At 66.3% G+C, this 23,221-nt stretch carries 22 protein-coding genes; 4 read left to right on the plus strand and 18 right to left on the minus strand.

Translation table 11 applies throughout. From position 1 onward, the window contains the following. Position 1 precedes the first annotated feature (1 nt). The 11 genes from CAL19_RS18885 to CAL19_RS18935 all read right to left on the minus strand — a co-directional run bounded on the left by CAL19_RS18885 (position 2) and on the right by CAL19_RS18935 (position 12,836). A complete protein-coding gene (locus tag CAL19_RS18885; protein WP_026640603.1) occupies positions 2-1,057 on the minus strand; it encodes a phosphotransferase family protein in 1,056 nt (351 codons plus the stop codon). Next, positions 1,054-2,280 (minus strand): acyl-CoA dehydrogenase family protein, encoded by a 1,227-nt coding sequence (locus tag CAL19_RS18890; RefSeq protein ID WP_094797652.1) that lies wholly within the window; start codon positions 2,278-2,280, stop codon positions 1,054-1,056. The genes CAL19_RS18885 and CAL19_RS18890 overlap by 4 nt, the downstream gene beginning before the upstream one ends. Before the next feature lie 42 nt (positions 2,281-2,322). After that, positions 2,323-3,084 (minus strand): SDR family NAD(P)-dependent oxidoreductase, encoded by a 762-nt coding sequence (locus tag CAL19_RS18895; protein ID WP_094797653.1) that lies wholly within the window; start codon positions 3,082-3,084, stop codon positions 2,323-2,325. 109 nt (positions 3,085-3,193) lie between these two features. Continuing rightward, positions 3,194-5,215, minus strand: a complete 2,022-nt coding sequence (locus tag CAL19_RS18900) for an acetyl/propionyl/methylcrotonyl-CoA carboxylase subunit alpha (protein WP_094797654.1) — start codon at positions 5,213-5,215, stop codon at positions 3,194-3,196. A gap of 62 nt (positions 5,216-5,277) precedes the next feature. Continuing rightward, positions 5,278-6,885, minus strand: a complete 1,608-nt coding sequence (locus CAL19_RS18905) for a carboxyl transferase domain-containing protein (protein ID WP_026640607.1) — start codon at positions 6,883-6,885, stop codon at positions 5,278-5,280. A gap of 116 nt (positions 6,886-7,001) precedes the next feature. Next, positions 7,002-8,183, minus strand: a complete 1,182-nt coding sequence (locus tag CAL19_RS18910) for an acetyl-CoA C-acetyltransferase (RefSeq protein ID WP_026640608.1) — start codon at positions 8,181-8,183, stop codon at positions 7,002-7,004. A 33-nt stretch (positions 8,184-8,216) separates the two neighbouring features. Next, positions 8,217-10,055: a bifunctional isocitrate dehydrogenase kinase/phosphatase gene (aceK, locus tag CAL19_RS18915; protein ID WP_094797655.1), complete on the minus strand. Its 1,839-nt coding sequence runs from the start codon at positions 10,053-10,055 to the stop codon at positions 8,217-8,219. Between the two features lie 11 nt (positions 10,056-10,066). Next, positions 10,067-11,245: an isovaleryl-CoA dehydrogenase gene (locus tag CAL19_RS18920; RefSeq protein WP_026640610.1), complete on the minus strand. Its 1,179-nt coding sequence runs from the start codon at positions 11,243-11,245 to the stop codon at positions 10,067-10,069. 192 nt (positions 11,246-11,437) lie between these two features. Then, positions 11,438-11,770 carry a YnfA family protein gene (locus tag CAL19_RS18925; protein ID WP_094797656.1) on the minus strand — a complete coding sequence of 111 codons (333 nt, stop codon included), beginning with the start codon at positions 11,768-11,770 and terminating at the stop codon, positions 11,438-11,440. Further along, positions 11,767-12,411 carry an FMN-binding negative transcriptional regulator gene (locus CAL19_RS18930; RefSeq protein WP_094797657.1) on the minus strand — a complete coding sequence of 215 codons (645 nt, stop codon included), beginning with the start codon at positions 12,409-12,411 and terminating at the stop codon, positions 11,767-11,769. Before CAL19_RS18930 ends, CAL19_RS18925 begins: the two co-directional genes overlap by 4 nt. Before the next feature lie 41 nt (positions 12,412-12,452). Next, entirely contained in the window at positions 12,453-12,836 is a 384-nt protein-coding gene (locus tag CAL19_RS18935) for a MerR family transcriptional regulator (RefSeq protein ID WP_026640613.1), read from the minus strand. A gap of 74 nt (positions 12,837-12,910) precedes the next feature. Between CAL19_RS18935 and CAL19_RS18940 the strand changes: the two genes are divergently transcribed. Continuing rightward, positions 12,911-13,969 carry an MBL fold metallo-hydrolase gene (locus CAL19_RS18940; RefSeq protein ID WP_094797658.1) on the plus strand — a complete coding sequence of 353 codons (1,059 nt, stop codon included), beginning with the start codon at positions 12,911-12,913 and terminating at the stop codon, positions 13,967-13,969. A 60-nt stretch (positions 13,970-14,029) separates the two neighbouring features. Here CAL19_RS18940 and CAL19_RS18945 read toward each other — a convergent pair whose 3' ends face one another. After that, positions 14,030-14,656 (minus strand): LysE family translocator, encoded by a 627-nt coding sequence (locus CAL19_RS18945; RefSeq protein WP_094797659.1) that lies wholly within the window; start codon positions 14,654-14,656, stop codon positions 14,030-14,032. Between the two features lie 158 nt (positions 14,657-14,814). Here CAL19_RS18945 and metC point away from each other — a divergent pair, with 158 nt between their 5' ends. Further along, the gene (gene metC, locus CAL19_RS18950) at positions 14,815-16,005 is read left to right on the plus strand and encodes a cystathionine beta-lyase (protein ID WP_094797660.1); all 1,191 of its coding nucleotides are present in this window, start codon (positions 14,815-14,817) and stop codon (positions 16,003-16,005) included. A 106-nt stretch (positions 16,006-16,111) separates the two neighbouring features. Here metC and CAL19_RS18955 read toward each other — a convergent pair whose 3' ends face one another. From CAL19_RS18955 to argS, 3 genes are all read right to left on the minus strand, one after another. After that, positions 16,112-16,744 carry a thiol:disulfide interchange protein DsbA/DsbL gene (locus CAL19_RS18955; protein ID WP_026640617.1) on the minus strand — a complete coding sequence of 211 codons (633 nt, stop codon included), beginning with the start codon at positions 16,742-16,744 and terminating at the stop codon, positions 16,112-16,114. Positions 16,745-16,821: 77 nt separating this feature from the next. Then, positions 16,822-17,466 (minus strand): SPOR domain-containing protein, encoded by a 645-nt coding sequence (locus CAL19_RS18960; RefSeq protein WP_094797661.1) that lies wholly within the window; start codon positions 17,464-17,466, stop codon positions 16,822-16,824. Between the two features lie 9 nt (positions 17,467-17,475). After that, positions 17,476-19,161, minus strand: a complete 1,686-nt coding sequence (argS, locus tag CAL19_RS18965; RefSeq protein ID WP_094797662.1) for an arginine--tRNA ligase — start codon at positions 19,159-19,161, stop codon at positions 17,476-17,478. 297 nt (positions 19,162-19,458) lie between these two features. Between argS and CAL19_RS18970 the strand changes: the two genes are divergently transcribed. Both CAL19_RS18970 and CAL19_RS18975 read left to right on the plus strand, forming a co-directional pair. Then, positions 19,459-19,812, plus strand: a complete 354-nt coding sequence (locus CAL19_RS18970; protein WP_026640620.1) for a DUF1840 domain-containing protein — start codon at positions 19,459-19,461, stop codon at positions 19,810-19,812. An 80-nt stretch (positions 19,813-19,892) separates the two neighbouring features. Further along, positions 19,893-20,210, plus strand: a complete 318-nt coding sequence (locus CAL19_RS18975) for a hypothetical protein (protein ID WP_026640621.1) — start codon at positions 19,893-19,895, stop codon at positions 20,208-20,210. Between the two features lie 15 nt (positions 20,211-20,225). On the opposite strand, the gene CAL19_RS18980 is transcribed toward CAL19_RS18975, so the two are convergent. Genes CAL19_RS18980 through CAL19_RS18990 form a run of 3 tightly spaced genes read right to left on the minus strand, consistent with a single transcriptional unit; the run spans position 20,226 to position 23,216 of the window. Continuing rightward, complete coding sequence (locus CAL19_RS18980; protein WP_094797663.1) at positions 20,226-21,026, minus strand: carbohydrate ABC transporter permease; 801 nt, start codon at positions 21,024-21,026, stop codon at positions 20,226-20,228. Beyond that, entirely contained in the window at positions 21,023-21,898 is an 876-nt protein-coding gene (locus CAL19_RS18985) for a carbohydrate ABC transporter permease (RefSeq protein ID WP_026640623.1), read from the minus strand. Before CAL19_RS18985 ends, CAL19_RS18980 begins: the two co-directional genes overlap by 4 nt. Before the next feature lie 22 nt (positions 21,899-21,920). After that, a complete protein-coding gene (locus tag CAL19_RS18990) occupies positions 21,921-23,216 on the minus strand; it encodes an ABC transporter substrate-binding protein (RefSeq protein ID WP_026640624.1) in 1,296 nt (431 codons plus the stop codon). Positions 23,217-23,221 lie beyond the last annotated feature (5 nt).

Below are 23,221 nucleotides of genomic sequence, written 5' to 3' on the forward strand. Positions count from 1 at the left end.
CTCAAGCGTGACGGGCGTCTTCGCGGCAGGCGGCCTGCCATCCCAGCTCGGCCAACGGAGCCACGCGCGCGCCCATTTCCAGGGCGTCGGGGGCGGCCGCGTTGCCGGCGCGCGCGCGTGCGTATACGCCCTGCAGAATCGCGGCGATGCGAAAGAAACTGTAGGCCAGGTAAAAATCCCAGTTCGCCGGCGCCGCGATGCCGCGCGCATCGCAATACGCGGCCACAAAGCCTGCCTCGTCCGGAATGCCAAGCGCCTGCAGATCCAGCCCTCCGATGCCGCGCCATAACTGAGGCGGAATACGCCAGCACATACAGTGATACGCCAGGTCGGCAAGAGGATGCCCCAATGTGGAGAGTTCCCAATCGAGCAGGGCGATGGCGCGCGGCGCGTCGGCGTCGAACACCAGGTTGTCGATGCGGTAGTCGCCGTGCACCAGACACACCTGGCCGTCGTCGGGGGGCAGGCGCCGGGGCAGCCAGTCCATCAGCGCGTCCATGGCCGCAACAGCGCCTGTGGCAGTGTCGCGATACTGCCGCGTCCAGCGGGCTACCTGGCGGGCGTAGTAATCGCCCGCGCGGCCATAATCGGCCAGCCCGATATCGCCGGGCGCCACCGTGTGCAAGGTGGCCAGCACCTTGCCGGCTTCTGCGTAGATGGCGCGGCGTTGAGCGGGCGCCAGGCCGGGCAAGGCCGGGTCCATGAACACCCGGCCCTGCGCGTAGCTCATCAAATAAAAGGGTGTGCCGATCACCGTGCGGTCATCGCAATAGTGCAGCATGCGCGGCACCGGCACGGCGGTGCCGGACAGCGCATTCATGACTCGGTATTCCCTGTCGATGGCATGCGCCGAGGGCAGCAGCGTGCCGGGCGGCTGCTTGCGCAGCACGCGCACGCCGGTGTCGTCGTGCAGCACGTAGGTGGGATTGGACTGGCCGCCCGACAGCGGCCGCACCCGCAGGCTGGCGGCATGGCCCAGCCCGTGCGCCTGCAGATAGCCCGCGAGCGCAGGCAGCCAGTCCGGCTGCGTCGGCGATGCTTGGCCCTGCGGGGTCATACCAGCGCCTTGCGCGGCGCTCCGGCATCGTCCCAGCGCCAGAACGCGTCGCCTTCGTCCATCAAGTAACGGGCCAGTACCATCTTGTGCACTTCGGACGCGCCGTCGACCAGGCGCGCCTGGCGTGCGTAGCGGTATATCCATTCAAGCGGCGTGTCTTTCGAATAGCCGCGCGCGCCGTTCAATTGCAACGCCGTATCGACCACCTTGTGCAGGGTTTCCGACACGACGATCTTGGCCATGGAGATCTCTTTGCGCGCGTAGTCGCCCTGGTCCAGTCGCACGGCGGCGCGCATGGTAAGCAGGCGGCCGATCTCAATCTGCATGGCGGCGTCGCCCAGCAGCCATTGCACGCCTTCGCGTTGGGCGAGTGTCTGGCCGAAGCTGCTGCGCCGGCCCACGTACTCTACGGCGATTTCCATCGCCCGGCGCGCCAGTCCCAGCCAGCGCATGCAGTGCGTCAGCCGCGCCGGACCGAGCCGGATCTGCGTCAGCTTCAGGCCGTCGCCGACTTCCATCAGGCGGTTTTCGTCGGGGATTTCCAATCCGTCGAAGACCAGTTCGCAGTGCCCGCCATGTTCTTCCGGGCCCATGATGGGGATGCGGCGTTCGATGCGCCAGCCGGGCTGGTCGGCATCGAACAGGAATGCGCTCAGGCCCTTCCGCGGGTCATCGGATGTACGCGCGATCAGGATAAAGTGCCGTGCCGCGCCAGCGCCGGTAATGAACCACTTGCGGCCGTGGATCACCCACTTGTCTGCTTTGCGGGTGGCGGTGGTGCGCATCATGGATGGGTCTGATCCGCTGCCCGGATGCGGTTCGGTCATGACAAACGACGACCGGACCTTGCCATCGATAATGGGCTGCAGCCAACGGGCTTTCTGGTCCGGGCGCGCGACCTGGGCCAGCACGCGCATGTTGCCGTCGTCCGGCGCAGCGGCGTTGAACGCCACCGGGCCGAATATCGACCGGTTCATCTCTTCATAGCACGCGGCCAGGCCTGTGATGGGCAACCCTTGCCCGCCCAGTTCGCGAGGCATCTGCAAGGCCCACAGCCCCGCTTCGCGTACCTTGGCGCGCGCGTCCTGCAGCGCGGCTTCGGAGATGTTCTCGTGCTCATCGTAGTTGGCGCGGTCGGCTTCCAGCGGAATCAGGTGCGCGTCGACCAGGCGGCGCACGCGCTGGCGGTAATTATCGATTTCGGGGGGCAGGGAAAAGTCCATGCACAGTCTCCAGGTGCCGCGACGGCGGCAATGAGCTTGTTGTCAGAGGCTGCTGACCAGGTGGCCGCCGTCCACATCGACGACCGATCCGGTCATGTAGGCCGAGGCGTTCGATGCCAGCAACAGCAAAGGGCCATCTAGGTCGGCGGGCCGGCCCAGCCGGCGCTGCGGTATGCGTTTGATCAGCGCCTGGCCGGCCGGCGATTCGAAAAAATCGCGGTTGAGATCAGTGGCAACATAGCCTGGCGCCAAGGCGTTGACCCGAATGCCGTAGCGCGCCCATTCGAGCGCCAGCGCGCGCGTCAGGTGCAGCAGGCCCGCCTTGGCCACCGCATAGGGCGCCACGTGCGAGGCGACGCGCTGCCCCAGGATGGACGCGATATTGATGATGACGCCCTGGCGTTCGCCCGCCCTGAAATGATGGGCGGCCGCCTGCGCCACGCGCCAGGCGCCATTGAGATTGGTGTCGACGAGATCTGTCCAGCCGGCCTCGGAAATATCCAGCGCGGGCTGGCTCAGCGCGATGCCGGCGTTGTTGACGATGACGTCCAGCGGGCCGAGTGCGTCCGCGGCCGTTTCGAGGGCGGCGCGCACGCTGTCTGCCTGCGTCACGTCCAGCTTGACGGCGCACGCCACGCCGCCCGCCCGTCGTATGCCGGCGGCGAGTTCCTCGCCCAGCTCGACGCGGCGGCCGCACAGCGCCACGCGCATGCCGGCCCGCGAAAGCACGCCGGCAAAATGCAGTCCCAGGCCGCTATACGCGCCCGTGATCAATGCCGTCTTCGACTGCAAGTCCTCGAACATCCACTCCCCCTACCTCGGTCTGCTGCCGCGCTACGGGGGTGCCGTTGAGCCGGCACCTCGGACCTTAAACGTACCATAGCCGGGCGGCCGGGGCCGGCGGCTCGCGCGCCTAGCCGATGGCGACCAGTTCCGCGCCTTCTGTCACCTGGTCGCCCACGGCATAGAACAGCTCCTGAACCTTGCCGTCGGCCGGCGCAGAAATGGTGTGTTCCATCTTCATGGCTTCCATGACCAGCAATGGTTGGCCCTTGGATACGGTATCGCCGGCCTGCACGGCGATCGAGATGATCTTGCCGGGCATGGGGGCCGTCAGCCCGCCGCCATGCTCGGCCGAGTCGTCCTGCGCATGCGCCAGCGCGTCGTACAAGCCGAGCGATTGCACGCTGCCGTCGCGGAACACGTGTGCCGTGCCCGCGTTCATGACGACGGTGCCCACGCTTTCGCGGCCGTCCAGCGAAACGCGCAGCCGGTAGGCCAGGTTGGGGTTGGCGCTGGGCTGGGCGTGCCAGGCAAACGCCTGGCTGCGGCCATCGATCTGCAGGAACCACGCCTGCCCTTCGCGCGTTACGGCAACGTCACGCAGCGTGTCGCCGTCCTGCCACTGAACCGCCTGGCGATAGCGGCCGGCCACGCGCCAGCCGTCGCGCACGTTCCATGGGTCGGCGTCCTGCCTGGCGCCCGCGGGCGCAGACCGGGCGAGCCCCTGGCCCACCAGCGCCGCGGCGGTGGCCAGCGCCAGCGCGACCGTGTCGGCAGCCGCCGGGGGCGGCAGCAGTGTTTCGCGGCGGCGCTCGATCAGGCCCGTATCAAGGTCGGCCGAAGCGAACGCCTCGTCCTGCATCAGCCGCGTCAGGAACGCCACGTTCGTCTGCACGCCCACGACATGCGTGTGCGCCAGCGCCTGGATCATGCGCGCGCGCGCCTGGTCGCGGTCGGCGCCATGCACGATCAGCTTGGCGATCATGGGATCGTAGTACGGCGTGATGCCGTCGCCCATGCGCACCCCGCCATCGACACGTACGTCGCCGTTGGAAAATGCCGCGTGCGGCGGAAGCTCCAGGTAGGCCAGCTTGCCGATCGAAGGCAGGAAGCCCTTATCGGGGTTCTCTGCATAGATGCGCGCTTCGATGGCGTGGCCCTGGATACGCAGGTCTTGCTGCGCGGCCGGCAAAGGCTGCCCCGCCGCAACGCGCAACTGCCATTCCACCAGGTCGTGTCCGGTGATCATCTCGGTGACCGGGTGTTCTACCTGCAGGCGCGTGTTCATTTCCATGAAATAAAAACGGCCGTCGGGTTCGGCGATGAATTCCACCGTGCCCGCGCCCACATATCCCACCGCGCGCGCGGCCGCCACGGCGGCCTCGCCCATGGCCTGGCGGCGCTCGGGGGTCATGCCGGGAGCGGGCGCTTCTTCGATGACTTTCTGGTGGCGCCGCTGCACCGAACAATCGCGCTCGAACAGGTAGACGCAATTGCCGTGTGTGTCGGCGAACACCTGGATTTCGATATGGCGCGGCTTCTGCAGGTAACGCTCGATCAATACGCGGTCGTCGCCAAAGCTCGATGCCGCCTCGCGCTGGCAGGAAGCCAGCGCGTCCGGGAATGCGTCGGCCGATTCGACCACGCGCATGCCTTTGCCGCCGCCGCCGGCGCTTGCCTTGATCAGCACCGGGTAGCCGATGGCATCGGCTTGCGACTTCAGGAAGTTCGGGTCCTGGTTGTCGCCATGGTAGCCGGGCACCAACGGCACGCCGGCCTTCTCCATCAACGCCTTGGCGGCGGACTTGCTGCCCATCGCGGCGATGGCCGCGGCGGGCGGCCCCACGAACGCGATGCCGGCCTCGGCGGCGGCCCGCGCGAAGGCTTCGTTCTCGGACAGAAAGCCGTAGCCCGGGTGGATGGCCTGCGCGCCGGTATCGCGCGCGGCCTGCAGGATCAAGTCGGCGCGCAGGTAGCTGGCGCGCGGCTCCGGTCCGCCGATGTGTACGGCCACGTCGCACGCCGCGACGTGGCGCGCGCCGGCGTCCGCGTCGGAATAGACGGCGACCGTGCGAATGCCCATGCGGCGAGCGGTGGCGGCGACGCGGCAGGCGATTTCACCGCGGTTGGCAATCAGCAAAGTATCGAACATCGGTGTCATCCAGTCTGGAAGGCTTCGTCAAGTTGGCGGCGGTGGGGGCGCAGCGGCGTGCGCTACATGCGGAACACGCCAAAGCGCGTGTCGTCGATGGGCGCGTTCAGCGCCGCCGACAGGCCCAGCGCCAACACCCGGCGCGTATCGGCCGGCGCGATGATGCCGTCGTCCCACAGGCGCGCGGTGGCGTAGTACGGATGGCCTTCTCGTTCGTACTGTGCGCGTATCGGCGCCTTGAAAGCCTCTTCTTCTTCGGCCGACCATTTGCCGCCCTTGGCCTCGATGCCGTCGCGGCGCACGGTGGCCAGCACGCTGGCAGCCTGTTCGCCGCCCATGACCGATATGCGCGCATTGGGCCACATGAACAGCATGCGCGGCGCATAAGCGCGCCCGCACATGCCGTAGTTGCCGGCGCCGAACGAGCCACCGATCAGCACCGTGAACTTGGGCACGTTGGCCGTGGCCACCGCGGTTACCATCTTGGCGCCGTGCCGGGCAATGCCTTCGTTTTCGTACTTGCGCCCGACCATGAAGCCGGTGATGTTCTGCAGGAACACCAGCGGGATCTTGCGCTGTGCGCACAGCTCAATGAAGTGCGCGCCCTTTTGCGCCGATTCCGAAAACAGGATGCCGTTGTTGGCCACTATGCCCACCGGCATGCCGTGGATGTGCGCGAACCCGGTCACCAGGGTGGTGCCAAAGCGCGCCTTGAATTCGTCGAAGTCCGAGCCGTCGACGATGCGCGCGATGATCTCGCGCACATCGTAGGGTTTGCGGGTGTCGGCGGGGATGATGCCGTTGAGTTCGGCAGGGTCGTAGCGGGGTTCGCGCACGGGCGCCAGCGCCAGCTGTGCGGGCTTGGACCGGTTCAGACGCGCCACGGCGTTGCGCGCCAGCTGCAGCGCGTGCAGGTCGTTGGCCGCCAGATGGTCTGCCACGCCGGACAGGCGCGTATGCACGTCGCCGCCGCCGAGATCTTCGGCGCTGACGACTTCGCCGGTGGCGGCCTTTACCAGCGGCGGGCCGCCCAGGAAAATCGTGCCCTGGTTGCGCACGATAATGGACTCATCGCTCATGGCGGGCACGTATGCTCCCCCGGCAGTGCATGAACCCATTACCACTGCGATCTGCGCGATGCCCTGCGAGGACATCACCGCCTGGTTATAGAAAATGCGTCCGAAGTGGTCGCGGTCGGGAAAGACCTCGTCTTGCTGCGGCAGGTTGGCGCCGCCCGAATCCACCAGGTACACGCACGGCAGCCGATTCTGCGCCGCGATTTCCTGGGCGCGCAGATGCTTCTTGACCGTCATCGGGTAATAGGTGCCGCCCTTGACCGTGGCATCGTTGCACACGATGACGCACTCGGTGCCCGCGATGCGCCCGATGCCCGTGATGATGCCTGCGCCTGGCGCCGCGCCGTCATACATGTCGTAAGCCGCCATGGGTGACAGCTCCAGGAACGGGCTGCCCGGATCGATGAGCCGTTCGACGCGTTCGCGCGGCAGCAGCTTGCCGCGCGCCACGTGCTTGGCGCGCGCAGCTTCGCCGCCGCCCAGCGCCGCCTGTTCCAGCTGGCGCGCCAGGTCGTCCAGCTGCGCCTGCATGGCGCGCGCGTTATCGGCGTAGTCTTGCGAACGCGGGTTGATGCGGGATTCGATCGTGGGCATGGAGATTCTTTTCCTATGCGTGCCTGGCGCCCGGGCGGGCGCAGGACATCATCCGGTTTCGGGGTTGTTGTGGGAGCCTGGCCCCTGCGGGAGCCAGGCGCCGATGCCCCAGGGGCCTAGAGCATTTCAATGGCCATGGCCACGGCTTCGCCGCCGCCGATGCACAGCGTGGCCACGCCGCGCTTGCCGCCGGTCTTGCGCAGCGCGCCCACCAGCGTGGCCACCAGGCGTGCGCCCGATGCGCCGATGGGGTGGCCCAGCGCCGTAGCGCCCCCGTGCATGTTGACCTTCTCGTGCGGCAGGTCGAAATCTTTCATGGCGGCCATGGTGACCACCGCGAACGCTTCGTTGATTTCGTAAAGGTCTACGTCTTGGGCGTTCCAGCCGGTCTTGGTGAACAGGTTCTTCAGCGCGCCGACCGGGGCGGTGGTGAACCAGCCGGGTTCCTGGGAATGCTGGCTGTGGGCCACGATGCGGGCCAGCGGCTGCAGGCCCAGTTCCTGCGCGGTGGACGCGCGCATCAGCACCATGGCGGCCGCGCCGTCGGAAATCGACGAGGCATTCGCGGCGGTTACCGTGCCGTCTTTCTTGAAGGCGGGCTTCAGGGTGGGGATTTTTTCCGGCATGGCCTTGGCGGGAGCCTCGTCGGTATCAACCACGGTGTCGCCCTTGCGCCCGGCCACGGTGACTGGCGCGATTTCCCACTTGAAGCTGCCGTCTTCGGTGGCCGCGCGCGCGCGGCGCAGCGATTCAAGGGCAAAAGCGTCTTGCTGCTCGCGCGTGAACTCGTACTTAGTGGCGCAGTCTTCCGCGAACACGCCCATGGCCTTGCCGCGGTCGTACGCGTCTTCGAGGCCATCGAGCGCCATGTGGTCGTACACGGTGGCGTGGCCATACCGGTATCCCTGGCGGCCCTTGAGCATGAGGTAGGGCGCATTGCTCATGCTTTCCTGGCCGCCGGCCACCACGATGCGCGCCGAACCGGCCGACAGCAGGTCGTGGCCGAACATTGCGGCCTTCAGGCCCGAGCCGCACACTTTGTGAATGGTGGTGCACGCTACGCCCAGCGGCAGGCCCGCGCCCAGCGCCGCCTGGCGCGCCGGGGCCTGGCCCTGGCCGGCCTGCAGCACGTTGCCCATGATGACTTCATCGACCTGTTCGGGCTTTATGCCCGCGCGTTCGACGGCGGCCTTGATGGCTACCGAGCCCAGTTCATGGGCGGCCAGGCCCGAAAGGCTGCCCAGCATGCCGCCCATGGGGGTGCGGGCAACTGAAACAATGACGACGGGATCAGACATGATTGACTCCTGGAATGCAATAAAAGACTGGCGTTACGAAGCCGCAACGCGCTGCGGCGCGCTGCCGGGGCGCAGCCGCCTGTCAGTATCGTAAGGGAAAAACTCTTCTATCCGCCCCTGCGCCACGCGAGCCCGGCAGGCTTGCCACCACTCGGGGCGCAGCAGTTCGGCGTGGCGCCGCATGAACGCGGCGCGCACGCGCGGATCGCCCAGCAGGAAGCGTTCGAACTCTTCGGGAAATACGTCATTGGGGCCCACCGCATACCAAGGCTCGCTGGACAGCTCGGCTTCTTCGTTGGGCGCTGGCGGGATGCGGCGGAACTGCATTTCGGTCATGCGCTGGATTTCGTCGTAGTCGTAGAACACCACGCGGCCCAGGCGCGTGACGCCGAAATTCTTGTACAGCATGTCACCCGGAAAGATATTGGCAGTGGCCAGCTGGCGGATGGCATCGCCGTACTCGCGCACGGCGTGCTCCAGCAGCGGTTCCGACGCGTGCCGCAGGTAGATGTTCAACGGCGTCATGCGCCGTTCGATGTATACGTGCCGGATCACGATGGTGTCGGCGCTTTCTTCGAGCAGGCTGGGAACCTGCGTGCGCAGTTCTTCGAGCAGCGCGGCGGAAAAGCGCGCGCGAGGCAGCGCCACTTGCGAATATTCCCAGGTATCGGCCATGCGGCCCACCCTGTCGTGCATCTTCACCATCTGGTACTTGCGCCGCACGGTGGCGTGGTCCATGCCGTCTTTCTGGATGCGGTCCTTGATGAGCTTGAACACGTACGGGTACGACGGCAACGTGAACACGCACATCACCATGCCCTTGATGCCGGGGGCGATATCGAACGCGTCGCGCGAATGTGCAAGGTGATGCAGGAAATCGCGATAGAAAAGCGTCTTGCCCTGTTTCTGCAGGCCTATCATGGTGTACAGCTCGGCCTTGGGCTTGCGCGGCAGCAGGCTCGACAGAAAGCTCACCACCGCCGCGGGCGTTTCCATGTCCACCAGAAAGTAGGCGCGCGTAAAGCTGAACAGCGTGCTCAGGTCGTCGGCGCCCAGCAGCAGCGCGTCCAGTTCGATCTGGCCGGCGGGATTGCGCGCCAGCGCCACGGCGAACGGGTGCACCGTGCTCTGGTTGATCAGGCGCCCCACGATATATGCGCCTTTGTTGCGGAAGAACAGCGTGCTCAGCACCTGCACCTGGCAATCCGAGGCCAGGCGCGGCCCGCGGTCATGCGGCCACTGCGCGCGCAGCTTGCGCACGACGGCGCGCGCCAGCAGGCGGGCGTCGCGAGGCAGGTCTGCGTAGGCAATGGCCAGGCCAAAGTCGGCCACCATGCGGATCAGGCTCTTGCGCAGGCCCTCTGTCAGCGGGTAGTACACGCGATACGACGGGATGCGGCTGTCGAGGTAGTCCGTCGCGATGGCCGGGCGAACAAACAGAAAATCGTTATGGAAATAATCGCGGTGCAGGATGCGGCACGATACCGAATTGAAGAACGTCTCGGCGCATTCGGGCTGGCGGTGGCCGGCCAGCAGGTTGACGAACTGCTGCTTGACGTCTTGCCAGAAGCGGGTCTGCTCGGCGGTCAGGCTGACGGCATGCTCGGGCGCGGCAGAATCGCGCAACACATGGCGCAACTGTGTCACGCATTCGCGCACCCGCATGTCGTAATACTCGATGCGCTCGCGTGATAGCTGCTGTATGCCGTGCCAGTCGCCCGATTCGAACAGGGCCTTGGCGCGTTGGGCGCTATAGCGAAACAGCGCGTAGTGGCGGTCAAAACCCGCGAGTATCTGCCGGGCGACGGCCAGCGGCTTCGGGCGGGGGGCCGGAGCCGGCTCGATGTGCTGGACGTCGCCGCTGTAGATCATGGTCCGCCGCGTCAGGCAGTCTCGGCGTAGAGTTCGCGGCCAATCAGCATGCGGCGAATTTCGCTGGTGCCGGCGCCGATTTCGTACAGCTTGGCGTCGCGCCACAGGCGTCCGGTGGGGTATTCGTTGATATAACCGTTGCCCCCCAGTATCTGCACGCCTTCGCCCGCCATCCAGGTGGCTTTTTCGGCGGTGTACAGGATCAGTGCGGCGCAGTCTTTGCGCACTTGCCGCACGTGTTCGGCGCCGAGCTGGTCCAGGTTCTTGCCCACCGCGTAGCAGAACGCGCGGCTGGCCTGCAGCGTGGTGTACATATCGGCCACCTTGCCCTGGATAAGCTGGAATTCGCCGATCGCCTGGCCGAACTGCTTGCGTTCGTGGATGTACGGCACGACCACGTCCATCACGGCCTGCATGATGCCCAACGGGCCGCCGGACAGGACCGCGCGTTCATAGTCGAGCCCGCTCATCAGCACCCGTACGCCGCCGTTGACCTGCCCCAGCACATTTTCTTCGGGGATCTCGCAATCTTCGAACACCAGTTCGCCGGTGTGGCTGCCGCGCATGCCGAGCTTGTCGAGTTTCTGCGCCACTGAAAAACCCTTGAAGGATTTTTCGACCAGGAACGCGGTGATGCCGCGCTGGTGGGCGGCCGGATCGGTCTTGGCGTACACCACCAGGGTGTCGGCGTCGGGGCCGTTGGTGATCCACATTTTCGTGCCGTTGAGCACGTAGCGGTCGCCTTTTTTGTCGGCGCGCAAAGACATGCTGACCACGTCCGACCCCGCGCCGGGTTCGCTCATGGCAAGCGCCCCCACATGTTCGCCCGACACCAGCTTGGGCAGGTAGCGGGCCTTTTGCGCGGCGGTGCCGTTGCGGTGGATCTGGTTGACGCACAGGTTGGAATGCGCGCCGTATGACAGCCCCACGGATGCGCTCGCGCGTGAAATCTCTTCCATGGCGACCATGTGCGCCAGGTACCCCATATTCGAGCCGCCGTACTCTTCGCCGACCGTCATGCCCAGAACGCCCAGGTCGCCGAACTTGCGCCACAGGTCCATGGGGAATTGGTCGGTACGGTCGACTTCGGCGGCGCGGGGTGCGATCTCTGCCTGGGCGAAAGTGCGCACGGCATCGCGCAGCATGTCCAGGTCTTCGCCCAAGTCGAAATTCAAGCCGGGAAGATTCATCGGCGTCTCCAAGAGAGTATGTGCTTACACCTATCGCCTGGGGCAGGCGCAGCTTTTTATGATGCACCGCAGCGCCCCCACCCGGCAATGGGAGTATTTATATTACGTTTACGTAAACGTAAAGTAGAGGCGGGTTTTCCCTAGCGTATTCGCGCGGGCGAACCGTGGCGCGGCGCGACGGGCGGACGCAGATCAGCTGCGGGCCGGCCCGGCCATGATGAGCGCCATGCCAGCCAGGCACAGGCCCACGCCGGCAAGATCGGTAATGCTGGGCCTGACGCCGTCTACCGCCCATAGCCACAGCAACGCCATGCTGACGTAGACACCGCCGTACGCCGCATAGACCCGGCCGGCGGCCGTCGGGTGCAGCGTGAGCAACCAGGCGAACAGGGCCAGGCTGGCCGCCGCCGGAACCAGCAGCCAGGCGGAATATCCCTGCTTCAGCCACAGGTATGGCAGATAACATCCGACGATCTCGGCCACGGCGGTCAGCGCGAATAGCCCCAGGATCTGAGGCAGCGTCATGACGTCTCGGGGTAGCCGGCAACCAGGCGCGCCATGCCGGCGCCGCCGTGCTGCCCGTGTTCGCGCAGCCCCCGGGCGGCGCCCGCCCGGTTGGCGCCCGGCTGGTTCTGGCTGACTTTCCATTTACCCACGAGCTGCTCGATATGCAGCTCGATGCCCACCACGGCCGCCACCATTTTGTCGAGGTAGTCTGGCGGGGCGTCGCCGACCGACCATGGCTGCGGCATGCCGGCTTCGTGTTCTGCCGTGAGGGTGTCCAGCAAGCCGCGCAGCCAGGCGGCATCGTCGATGGCCCGCAGCGTGCCCCGGGCGTGCACCACCACGTAGTTCCAGGTGGGCACCGCCTTGCCATGCTCGCGCTTGGTGGGATACCACGACGGCGAGATATAGGCATCGTCGCCCTGGAAGATGGCCAGGGCCGGTGCGCCGGCGCCGGCCTGCTTCCATAGCGGGTTGGCCCGCGCCACGTGGCCGCGCAGCACGCCATGGGCGCCCGTGGCGGCGTCCAGGAAAAACGGAATATGGTTGGCGTCGAAGCCGCCGTTGCCATCGCCCATGACCAATGTGGCAAGCGGGCGCGCGCGCATCAGCGCATGCAGCACGGCCGGCCGGGATTCTTCGAAGTGGTGAGGCAGATACATAGGTGGTGGGTTCCTTGCCGCCCCAAGCCGGCAGGTCGCGCTCAGGGCGTGGAGTGCTGCGCCAGCAATTGCCGGCATTGCCGCTCTTGTGCGTCGATTTCGGACAGCGTGTCTTCAATATCGCGCCGCTGCTGTTCGAGCGCGGCGCGATGCCGGGCCAGCACGTCGAGATATTGCCTTAATTGCAACACGCTGTCGCCCGGCCCGTCATACATGTCGATGAGGTCGCGGATTTCCGACAGCTGAAAGCCCAGCCGCTTGCCACGCAGCGCCAGTTTCAACCGGGTGCGGTCGCGCGAGCTGTACACGCGGTTGCGGCCATCGCGAGCCGGGCTGACGATGCCCTGGTCTTCATAGAAGCGGATGGTGCGAGGCGTGATATCGAACTCGCGCGCGAGTTCGGAAATCGTCCAGGTGGAGGGCATGCGAGGTTTGGCAGTTTACGTAAACGTAAATTATGATGGTCCAGACCAATCGTCAAGCCCATCCGAGACACTACATGAATCCCAACGAGCATCAATTGCAGTATCCCTGGGGCGATGTGCAGCCTGAACCTGGCGTCGCCCAGCGGGTGGCGGACGGCGTGAAATGGATACGCATGCCGCTGCCTTTCGCGCTGGACCACATCAACCTCTGGCTCTTGCGCGACGAGATCGACGGCCGTCAGGGCTGGACCATCGTGGACTGCGGTATCAGCCGCGATCAGGTCAAGACGCTGTGGGAGCAGATCTTCGCCAATGAGCTCGACGGGCTGCCCGTGCTGCGCGTGATCGTGACGCACATGCACCCCGACCACGTGGGGCTGGCGCACTGGCTGTGCGACCGATGGGACGCCGAGCTATGGATGAGCATGACGGACTTCATGGTGGCCACGTTGTGGACGTCGCGCCGCGATGGCTCGGGGCCCAACGGGCAGGCGGCGGTCGAGCATTTTGCCAGGCATGGCCTGACCGATCCGGAAGCCCAGGAACAGATCCGCCGCCGGGCCGGCTACTACCCGGACCTGGTGCCCTCCATGCCGGCGCGCTATACGCGGCTGCTGCATGGCGACGAGGTGATGATCGGCGGGCGACCCTGGCAGGTGATCGTGGGGTACGGGCACGCGCCCGAGCACCTGTCGCTGTTCAGTCCGAGCCTTGCCACGCTGATCTCGGGCGACATGGTCTTGCCGCGCATCTCCACGAATATCAGCGTGTTCGACTACGAACCCGATGCCAACCCGCTGCCGCTGTATTTGAGTTCGCTGGATCGCTACAACCATTTGCCCGCGGATACGCTGGTGCTGCCCTCGCATGGGCGGCCTTTCCGTGGCTTGCACGAGCGCATCGCCCAGCAGCACCAGCATCATGCGGATAGGCTGAGCGAGGTGCTGCAGGCCTGTGCCGCGCCCCAATCCACGGCCGACATCGTGCCGGTGTTGTTCAAGCGCAAGCTCGACCTGCACCAGCTGACCTTCGCCATGGGCGAGGCGCTGGCCCACCTGCATGCGCTGTATTTCGAGGGCAAGGTGGCGCGGCAGGAAGGGGACGACGGAATCGTGCGGTTTACGGCAAACTGAACCATTGCGTGCGGGCGTGCGGCGGGACGCCCGGGTTTGCGGCCATCGCTCGATGAGCGGCTAGCGGCTGGCAGTGGCCAGCCGCACCGCCAGGCCCAGGAAAACCATGCCCGCCAGGCGATTGAGCCAGCGCGACGCCGTTGGCGAGCGTTGCAATAGTTGCCCGAAGGCGCCCGAGAAAAACGCGATGGCGCCGAACACCAGCAAGGTGGCCAGCATGAACACCGCCCCCAGCATCACGATCTGCAGGCCTACGGGCCCATGCGCGGGGGCCACGAACTGCGGCAGAAAGGCAAAGAAAAACAGCAGCACCTTGGGGTTGGTCAGGTTCATGATGATGCCGCGCCGATACAGCGCGCCGCGCGACAACGCCGGCGGCCGTTCCGATTGTGCGGCGGTGCCCGGGTCGCGCAGCGCCTGCCACGCCAGGTAGGCCAGGTAGGCCGCACCCGCCAGCTTCATGGCGGTGAACGCCATGGGCGATGCGGCAAACATCGCCGCCAGCCCTGCCGCTACGGCGGCGGTATGGCCGAGCAGGCCCGTGCACAGGCCCAGCACCACGAACAGACCCGCGCGCCGGCCCCACAAGGCCGACTGCATCAGGACGAACAGGTTGTCGGGGCCGGGCGCCAGGGCCAGCAGTACGGCGATACCAAAGAAGGCGAGCAGCGTGTCGAAGGGCAGCATAGACGTCCAATGGCAGTGTGGGCGCCGCCACGCGCGCATTGATAAGGGCTTCAAGCGTACTGCGCCAGGCGCGCGCATGGCAACGCGCGTGTTTTCGGATCGGCGCCGAATCTCCTAATATCGGGGTCTTCGCTACTTCTTGCCGTTGCCCCCGCTCCATGTCCAAAGACTCCGACGTGCATATCGACACGCTGCTGCAGCACACCGCCACCGCGGCGTTTGATTCGCAAACCGGCTCCGCGCCGGTCAATCTGCCATCCATGCGCGCCAGCACCGTGCGCTTCAAGAACCTCGACGCGCTCGAGACCGTCCAGCGCCGCAAGGCAGGCGGACAGCGCGCGGCGACCTACGGCCGCATGGGCATGGATACCCACGCGGCGCTGGAACAGGTGTTCTGCGAGCTCGAGGGCGGTACGCACGCGTATCTGGCGTCTTCGGGGCTGGCCGGCATCACGATGGTAATGACGTCGCTGCTGTCGGCAGGCGACCACGCGCTGGTGGCCGACTGCGTGTACGGGCCCGTGTATGAGCTGGACGAGGCGCTGCTCAAGCGCATGAACATCGAGCTGACGTATTTCTCGGCCGGCGACGACCTGGAATCGCTGGTGCGCCCCAACACGCGGCTGGTGTATGTGGAATCGCCCGGATCGCTGTTGTTCCAGATGCTCGATCTGCCTGCGCTGTCCGGGTTCGCGCGCCGCCACGGCCTGGTGCTGGCGTGCGACAACACCTGGGGGTCGGGCTATATCTATCGTCCGCTGGCCCTGGGCGCGCAGGTGTCGGTCGTGGCAGGCACCAAGTATGTGGGCGGCCATTCCGACCTGATGCTGGGCGCCGTGGTAACCAACGACGCGGCCATCGCGCAGCGCCTGAACCGCACCCAGTACGCCATGGGATATTCCGTCAGCGCCGACGACGCCTGGCTGGCCCTGCGCGGGGTGCGCACCCTGCCCATCCGCATGGCGCAACACGCCCGCCACGCCTTGCAGGTGTGCGAATTCCTGTCCACGCGGCCCGAGGTAGCGCGCATCTATCACCCTGCCTGGCCGGCCGACCCGGGCCACGCGCTGTGGCAACGCGACTGCACCGGGTCCAACGGCATGCTGGCGGTGCAGTTGCGCATGACGCCCCAGGCGTCGCGCCGCTTCGTCGACGCGTTGCGCCTGTTCGGCATCGGGTTTTCGTGGGGCGGCTTCGAAAGCCTGGTGCAGTGGGTAACGCGCGGCGAACTGGCGCGCCACCAGTACTGGACGGGCGCAGACGACGCCCTGGTACGCCTGCACATCGGCCTGGAAGACCCGCGCGACCTTATCGCCGATCTGAAGCAGGCGCTGGAAGCGGCAGCTTGAAAGGCCGTTGAGCGGCTGGCGGGCGCAGGGGTGGCGGCGGCGCCTGTGGGCGCCACACGCCGGGATGTGCCGCAGGCGCGGTGAAACCGCCCCTTGGCAAGCGCGCTTACTGCTGACGCGCCATGGGGATGAGCTTGTCGACTTGTTGTAGCGCCCCCTGGTAGCTGTTGCCGGCCAGCGCGGGCGACGTCAGGAACTTGCCGCCCACGCCGAAGGCCGGCGTGCCGTCGATGTTGTAGGCCTGGGCCAGCTGGTCGGCGCGCTGCACCTGGGTCTGCACGCTGAACGAGTCAAACACCGAGTCGAACTTGGCGCGGTCCACGCCCTGCTCGGCCGCCCAGTCGCCCATGGCTTTTTTATCGAACATACGCTTGCGCTCGACGTGCATGGCGGTAAATACCTTGGCATGCAGGTCGGGGCGGTTGAGCGTCTGCAGCGTGTAGTACAGCTGCTGCAGCGGCTTCATGCCGGCATTGAACGCCACGGGAACCTGCTTGAGCACGACGTCGGACGGCGCCGTCTTGGCCCATTCGTGGACCAGGGGCTCCATGGTGGCGCAGTGCGGGCATGTGTAGGCAAAGAACTCGAGCACTTCGACCTTGCCCGGGGTATCCGAAGGCAGCGGCGGGTTGATGGCCACGTAGGGCTGCGCGCCCTGGGCCTGGCTGGCCGGCGCGAACAGCGTGGATGCGGCCAGCGCGGCGGCGGCGGCAAGACGGGTAAGCGTGGAAAACTGCATCGGGCGTGTTCCTGAGTGAAGAGTTACGGTTACAGACCAGCCGCGTAGGGCATAAGTTCAATCGGCCCGGGGTCGCGCTATTGGCGCACCACGTCCGATTCGATCTTGTTTTCGCCCAGCCTGCTGCGGGCGCGATTCATGTCGTCGAGCCGCGCAAAGGGCCCGACCCGCACGCGGTTGACCTGCATGCCGTTGACCTCGGCGCGCTGCACCGCCACCGGCAACCCCAGCAGCAGGATGCGCGCTTTCAGGGCCTCGGCATCTTCGAGCACGCGGAATGCGCCTGCCTGCAGAAAATACTTGCCCGAGGCTGGCGTCGCCACACGCGCCGGGGGCGCTTCGGACGGCGCCCCGCCGGGCGGCAGGGTGGCGATCAGCGCGCCCAATTCGTCGGATGGGCCCTGCGCCGGGGCGGGCGGAGTCGGCTGCACGCCCGGCAGCGGGGCCGGCGCCGTGGCCGTGGGGCCGCTGGGGGGCGTGCCGGCAGCGCCGTCGCGGCCATACAGGCCCAGGTTGGGGTCGGGCGCCTGGCGAGGGTCGGTGGGGGTCTGGGTGCGGGACGTGTCGCGCGTGGCGCGGTCGACGAACGGCATGGGCGCCTTGGTGACGTAGAACGCCACGATGGCCGCGATGACCAGGCCGATCAGCAGCCCGGCCAGGGCGCCGTACAGCGTGCTGCCGCCTTGCCGGGGCTGCCGGGATGATTTGCGTTTGGTGGCCATGGGCGCAGCTTACATCCGTTGCGGCGCCGACACGCCCAGCAGCGCCAGGCCGTTGGCCAGCACCTGCCGGGTGGTGGCGGCCAGGCGCAGGCGGGCCAGCTTCAGGGGTTCGTCGTCGACCAGCACGCGCTCGGCGTTGTACCAGGCGTGGAAGTCGGATGCGCAATCGCGCAGCCAGAACGCAATGTGGTGCGGCGCCAGTTCTTGGGCGGCTTGCGCCACCACCTGCGGGAACCCGGCCAACCGCTGCATCAGCGCAAATTCGGTGGGTGCCGTCAGGAACGCGGCGTCGGCCTGCGCGATGCCGGCCTCGTCGGCGCCCGACTGGGCGATCATCGAGCATATGCGGGCGTGCGCATACTGGATGTAGTACACCGGGTTTTCGTCGCTCTTGGACAGCGCGAGGTCGATGTCGAACACGAATTCGGTATCGGCCCTGCGTTGAATCAGGAAGTACCGCACTGCATCGCGGCCCACCCAGTCGATCAGGTCGCGCAGGGTGACGTAACTGCCGGCGCGTTTTGAGATCTTGACCTCTTCGCCGCCGCGCGTGACCTTTACCATTTTGTGCAGCACGTACGCGGGGTAATCGGCAGGGATGCCCACGCCCAGCGCCTGCAGGCCGGCCCGCACGCGCGCCACGGTGCCGTGGTGGTCGCTGCCCTGGATGTTCACGGCGCGGTGAAAGCCGCGTTCCCATTTGGCCTTGTGGTAGGCGACGTCGGGCACGAAATACGTGTAGCCGCCTTCGCTTTTGCGCATGACGCGGTCTTTGTCGTCGCCGGTGCCGAGCTCGGTCGTGCGCAGCCAGAGCGCGCCGTCCTGCTCGTATGTGTGGCCGCTGTCGATCAGCGCCTGGACGGTCTGTTCGACGCGGCCCGACGTATACAGCGAGCTTTCCAGGTAGTAGTTGTCGAACGCCAGGCCGAAGGCTTGCAGATCGAGGTCTTGCTCGCGGCGCAGGTAAGCCACAGCGAACACGCGGATGTCATCCAGGTTGTCGACATTGCCGCTGGCCGTGACGGCCGCGCCGTCGGCGGCCTGCAGCGTCTTGCCGGCGAGGAAGTCCTGGGCGATGTCGGCGATGTAGTCGCCCTTGTAGCCGTCGGCCGGATAATCGGGCGAATCGGGCCCGATGCCGCGGGCGCGCGCCTGCACGCTGATGGCCAGGTTGTGGATCTGGTTGCCGGCGTCGTTGTAGTAGAACTCGCGGGTGACGTCCCACCCGGTGGCCTCGTACAGGCGGCAGATAGCGTCGCCCAGGGCGGCCTGGCGCGCATGCCCCACGTGCAGCGGGCCGGTGGGGTTGGCCGATACGAACTCGACCAGCACCTTTTCGCCATTGGGCGCCGCGCGGCCATAGGCTTCGCCCTGCGCCGCCACGGCCTGGATGACCGCCTGGCGGGCTGCCGTGGTGATGCGGAAATTGATGAAGCCGGGGCCTGCGATCTCGGCGCTTTCGACGAGCGCGCGGGCCGCTGTTTCGGCCATCAGGGCGTCGACGATGGACTGCGCCAGGTCGCGAGGGTTGCGGCGCGCCGGCTTGGCCAGCTGCATGGCGATGTTGGTGGCCACGTCGCCGTGCGCGGCGATCTTGGGGCGCTCGAGCAGCACCGTGGCCTGGGCGTCGGGCAGGACGCGCGCGACGGCGGCCTGGAGCAGCGAAATCAGTTGTTGTTGTTGCTCGGGGAGCATGGGGAATCTGCTGAAGGTTCTGGAGTATCGGCAGCACCAGGCAGGCCAGCCTGCCCCGCTGCCGCGGCGACCGGCCGTGGCCATGCGCCATGTGACGAAAGCGTGCGAATCGAAACCCTGCTAAACACAGGAATATCCTAGATCATAGCGTGATTTGGGCGCTTTTCTCTTGCCCTGGGCGAGGTTTGCCGCGCCCGTCGAGCCCTTGCCTCGGGGCGCGGCGCGATTACATTGCGCCATAGCGCCGGCCCGCGCATTGCGGTAGTGTATGGACAGTACCCATTTCAGGAGCCAGCGATGCTTATCAAATTCCATTCCAAGGCGGCTGCCGAGGTCCTGATGCTGTCGCAGAACGCCGCCCCCCTGCTGCGAGCGGCCGGCAAATCCATCAGAGACGAGATTCCCGAGCGCGGCGTGTTCACCCGCGAACAGCTTCCCGCCGCCATTGCGGGCATCGAGGCCGCCATCCATGCGGACGAGCGCGCCCGTGCCGGCGACACCGACGAAAAAGAGGACCCGGACGAGCCGCCGGTGCACCCCATAGCGCAGCATGTCGAACTGCACCAGCGGGCGTATCCGCTGCTGGACATGATGCGCCGTTCGCTGGACGAGGGCGCCGACGTCACCTGGGAAGCCACGCGGGGCTGGTAGGCTGCCGGCAATGTCGCACCCCTGACAGTCTGCGGCAGGTCGTACCGGCATACTGGCGCTCTCTTGCAATGGAGCATTTCATGCGCAGCGATGTAACGATCATCTTCGACGACCGCCGTTCCGTCGACCTTGCCGTGGATGTCACGCCCACGCCGCAGGCCGCCAGCGATGCGCGCGACTGGTTCGAGGCCGCCTGGGACACGCTGGGCTGCGAGCCCCTGCGGCCCAGCGGCAAGGTATTGCTGCTGGACAAGATCATGGGCGTGGCCGATGCGCTGGGGTACGACGTCTTGTCGTCGGACGCCAAGGAAAGCCGCGAGTTCGCCCAGCATGCCGCCCTGGCGCTGGACAAGCCGCGCATCATCGTCGACCTGCCCGGCCTGTCGGTCGGCTACTGAACGGGGCGCGCGCGGCTAGCGGATGCCGGCGCGCATGAACGACTGCACGAACTGCCGCTGGAACAGCAAGAAGCCCAGCAGCAAGGGCGCGGCCGACAGCAGCGTGGCTGCCGTGATGACCGACCAGTCGATGCCCTGGTCGGTGGCCGAGAACACCTGCAGTCCCACCGTCAGCGGGCGCGATTCCACCGAATTGGTAATGATGAGCGGCCACAGGAAGTTGTTCCAGTGGTGGCTGACAGACACCAGGCCATAGGCGACGTAGATGGGCTTGGCCAGGGGCACGTATACCTTCAGCAGCACCTGCAGCGGGCCCGCGCCTTCGACGCGTGCGGCCTCTTCGAGCTCGCGCGGCACGGTCTTGAAGGTTTGCCGCAACAGGAAAATGCCGAACGCCGAGGCGAAGTACGGCAGCCCCACCGCGAAGATGGTGTCGCGCACGCCCAGCAGGCTCATCGAGCGGTAGTTCTCGACCAGCAGCACGTCGGGCATGATCATCAGCTGCAGCAGCACCAGCATAAAGACGAAGTCGCGGCCACGGAACTCAAAGCGCGCGAACGCGTATCCGGCCAGCGTGGACAGCACCAGTTGGGCGGCCAGCACCATGGTGACCAGGATGAAGGTATTCAGGAAATAGCGCGGAAACGGCGCGGCCTGCCAGGCTCGCGTGAAGTTTTCGAGCGTCAGCGGCGCCAGCAGGTCGAAACGGGTGGCATATGCCGGCGGGTGGAAGGCCGCCCACACGGCATAGGCCAGCGGCAGTATCCACAACAGGCCCAGCAGCCAGGCGCCCAGGGTATCGAGCTTGCGCGTCATTGGTAGTGTGTCCTGCGGTCGAGCCAGCGGAATTTAACCAGCGCGGTGATGGCCAGTATCAGCAGCAGCACGACAGTCAGCGTGGCCGCATACGAGGTATCCCAGAAGCTGAAGCCCACTTGATAGATATAGAACAGCAAGAGCGTGCTGGCGTTATCGGGCCCGCCGCGCGTCATGACCACCACGTGGTCGACAAGGCGGAAGGCGTTGATCAGGGCGTTTACCAGTACGAACAGCGTGGTGGGCATCAGCAGCGGCCAGAGCACGCGCCGGAAGTATTGCCAGCGCGATGCGCCTTCAAGCAGGGCCGCTTCGCGCAACGAAGGTGAAATGGTCTGCAGCGCGGCCAGGTAGAAAATCATGAAGAACCCGGCTTCCTTCCAGATGGTGACGACCATCAGCGCGGGCAGTGCCGTGTCGCGGCTGCCCAGCCAGTTGTAGCCGGCCGAGCCGAACCACTGCATCACCTGCGCGATCAGGCCATACTGCGGGGTATAGAAGAACAGCCAGATATTGGCCACCGCGACCATGGGCAGCACGGTGGGGGTGAAGTAGGCCATGCGCAGGAAGCCCCTGCCCGCCAGGTTGCGGTTGACCCACAGCGCCATGGCCAGCGCGATGATGATGGACAGCGGAATGGTGACGAGCACGAACCACAGGTTGTTCCATAACGCCTGCCAGAACACCGGGTCGTCGCGCATCAGCGCATAGTTTTCCAGCCCCACGAAGCGCGCCGGGCGGTTGCCGCGCGGGGTGGAAAAGAAGCTGTGCCACACCGTGGCCACTGCCGGGTAGTGCGTGAACGCGGCCAGCAGCACCAGGGCGGGCAACAGCAACAGCCAGCCATAAATTGCCTGCATGGATCTGTTCACGCGGCGGCTCCTGGTTGGCGGTTCAGCGGTAAGCGCGCAGTACGCGATCGGCTTCGCGTTGCGCGTCGGCCATGGCCTGCTGCGGCGTCTTCGCGCCGGTCAGCATGGCTTGCAGGCCATCGTTCAGGGCTTTGGTCACGCGCTGGTTCTCATGGGTGGAGAACTCGGCCACGCTGACTTCGAGCTGGTCGCGCGCCACGGTGGCAGCCGGGACTTCGGCGGCGTACTTCTTCATCTTTTCGGTTTCCCATGCGGCCGGGGTGACGGCGACATAGCCCGTGGCGATGCTCCAGTCGGCGGCGCGTTCGGGTGCGGTGGTCCATTTGGCGAATTTCAGCGCGGCCGCCTGCTGCTCGGGCGTGCCGCTCTTGAAAATGTAGAAGTTGCCGCCGCCGGTGGGGCTGCCGCCCCGCTTGGCCTTGGGCATCATTGCCACCCCGAACGGAAAGTCGGCATTCTTGCGGATATTGGTCAGGTTGCCCGTGGTGGTCCAGACAATGGCCGCCTTCTTTTCCAGGAAGTCCTTGGGCGTGGTGCCCCAGTCGATGGTGCCGCGCGGCATCACGCCGTGCTTGGCCGCCAGGTCGTGCCAGAACTGCGCGGCCTCGATCACCGCGGGCTTGTCCAGGTAAACCTCGTTGCCTTCCTCGTTCATCAGGATGGCGTCGTTGGGCGTGGTCAGGGCCTGGAACAGCCAGTAGGCGAACGCGCCACCGGAGGGAATCTTGATGCCCCATTGCGTCACGTTGCCGGAGGCGTCTTTCTTGGTGAGCTTCTTGCCGTATTCGACCAGCTCGTCCCAGGTGGCGGGCGCGCGCTCGGGATCCAGGCCTGCTTCTTTGAACAGGTCTTTGTTGTAGTACATCACGATGGTCGAGCGCTGGAACGGCACGCCCCAGACGTGGCCGCCGGTGCGGCTGTTCTGCATGAACGCGTCGTAGAAGCCGCCCAGCCATTGCTTGTCGGCGTCGGTCTTGGTGAGGCTGTCGATGGGCACGATGGCGTCTTCGTCGATCAGCGTGAACATGTCGGTGGACAACAGCACGGCCAGCTGCGGCGGCGTGCCGCCCTTGAGCGCGGTAAGCGCCTTGGCGATCGAGTCCTGGTACGAGCCCGCATAGATGGGCTTGATGTCGATATCGGGATTTTCTTTCTCGAAGTCGGCGACCATGTCGTCGACGATCTTGGTGATGGGCCCACCCACTGCCACCGGGTAGTAGAACTCGACTTCTACCGGCTTGTTCTGCGCATGCAGGGGCAACGAGAAAAAGGCGCCGGCCAGGGCGGCTGCCAGGGCTTTGAGAGCGGTGCGTCGCATGATGG

It is taken from the genome of Bordetella genomosp. 7, assembly GCF_002261265.1.
In the GTDB taxonomy this organism is placed as follows: domain Bacteria; phylum Pseudomonadota; class Gammaproteobacteria; order Burkholderiales; family Burkholderiaceae_B; genus Bordetella_A.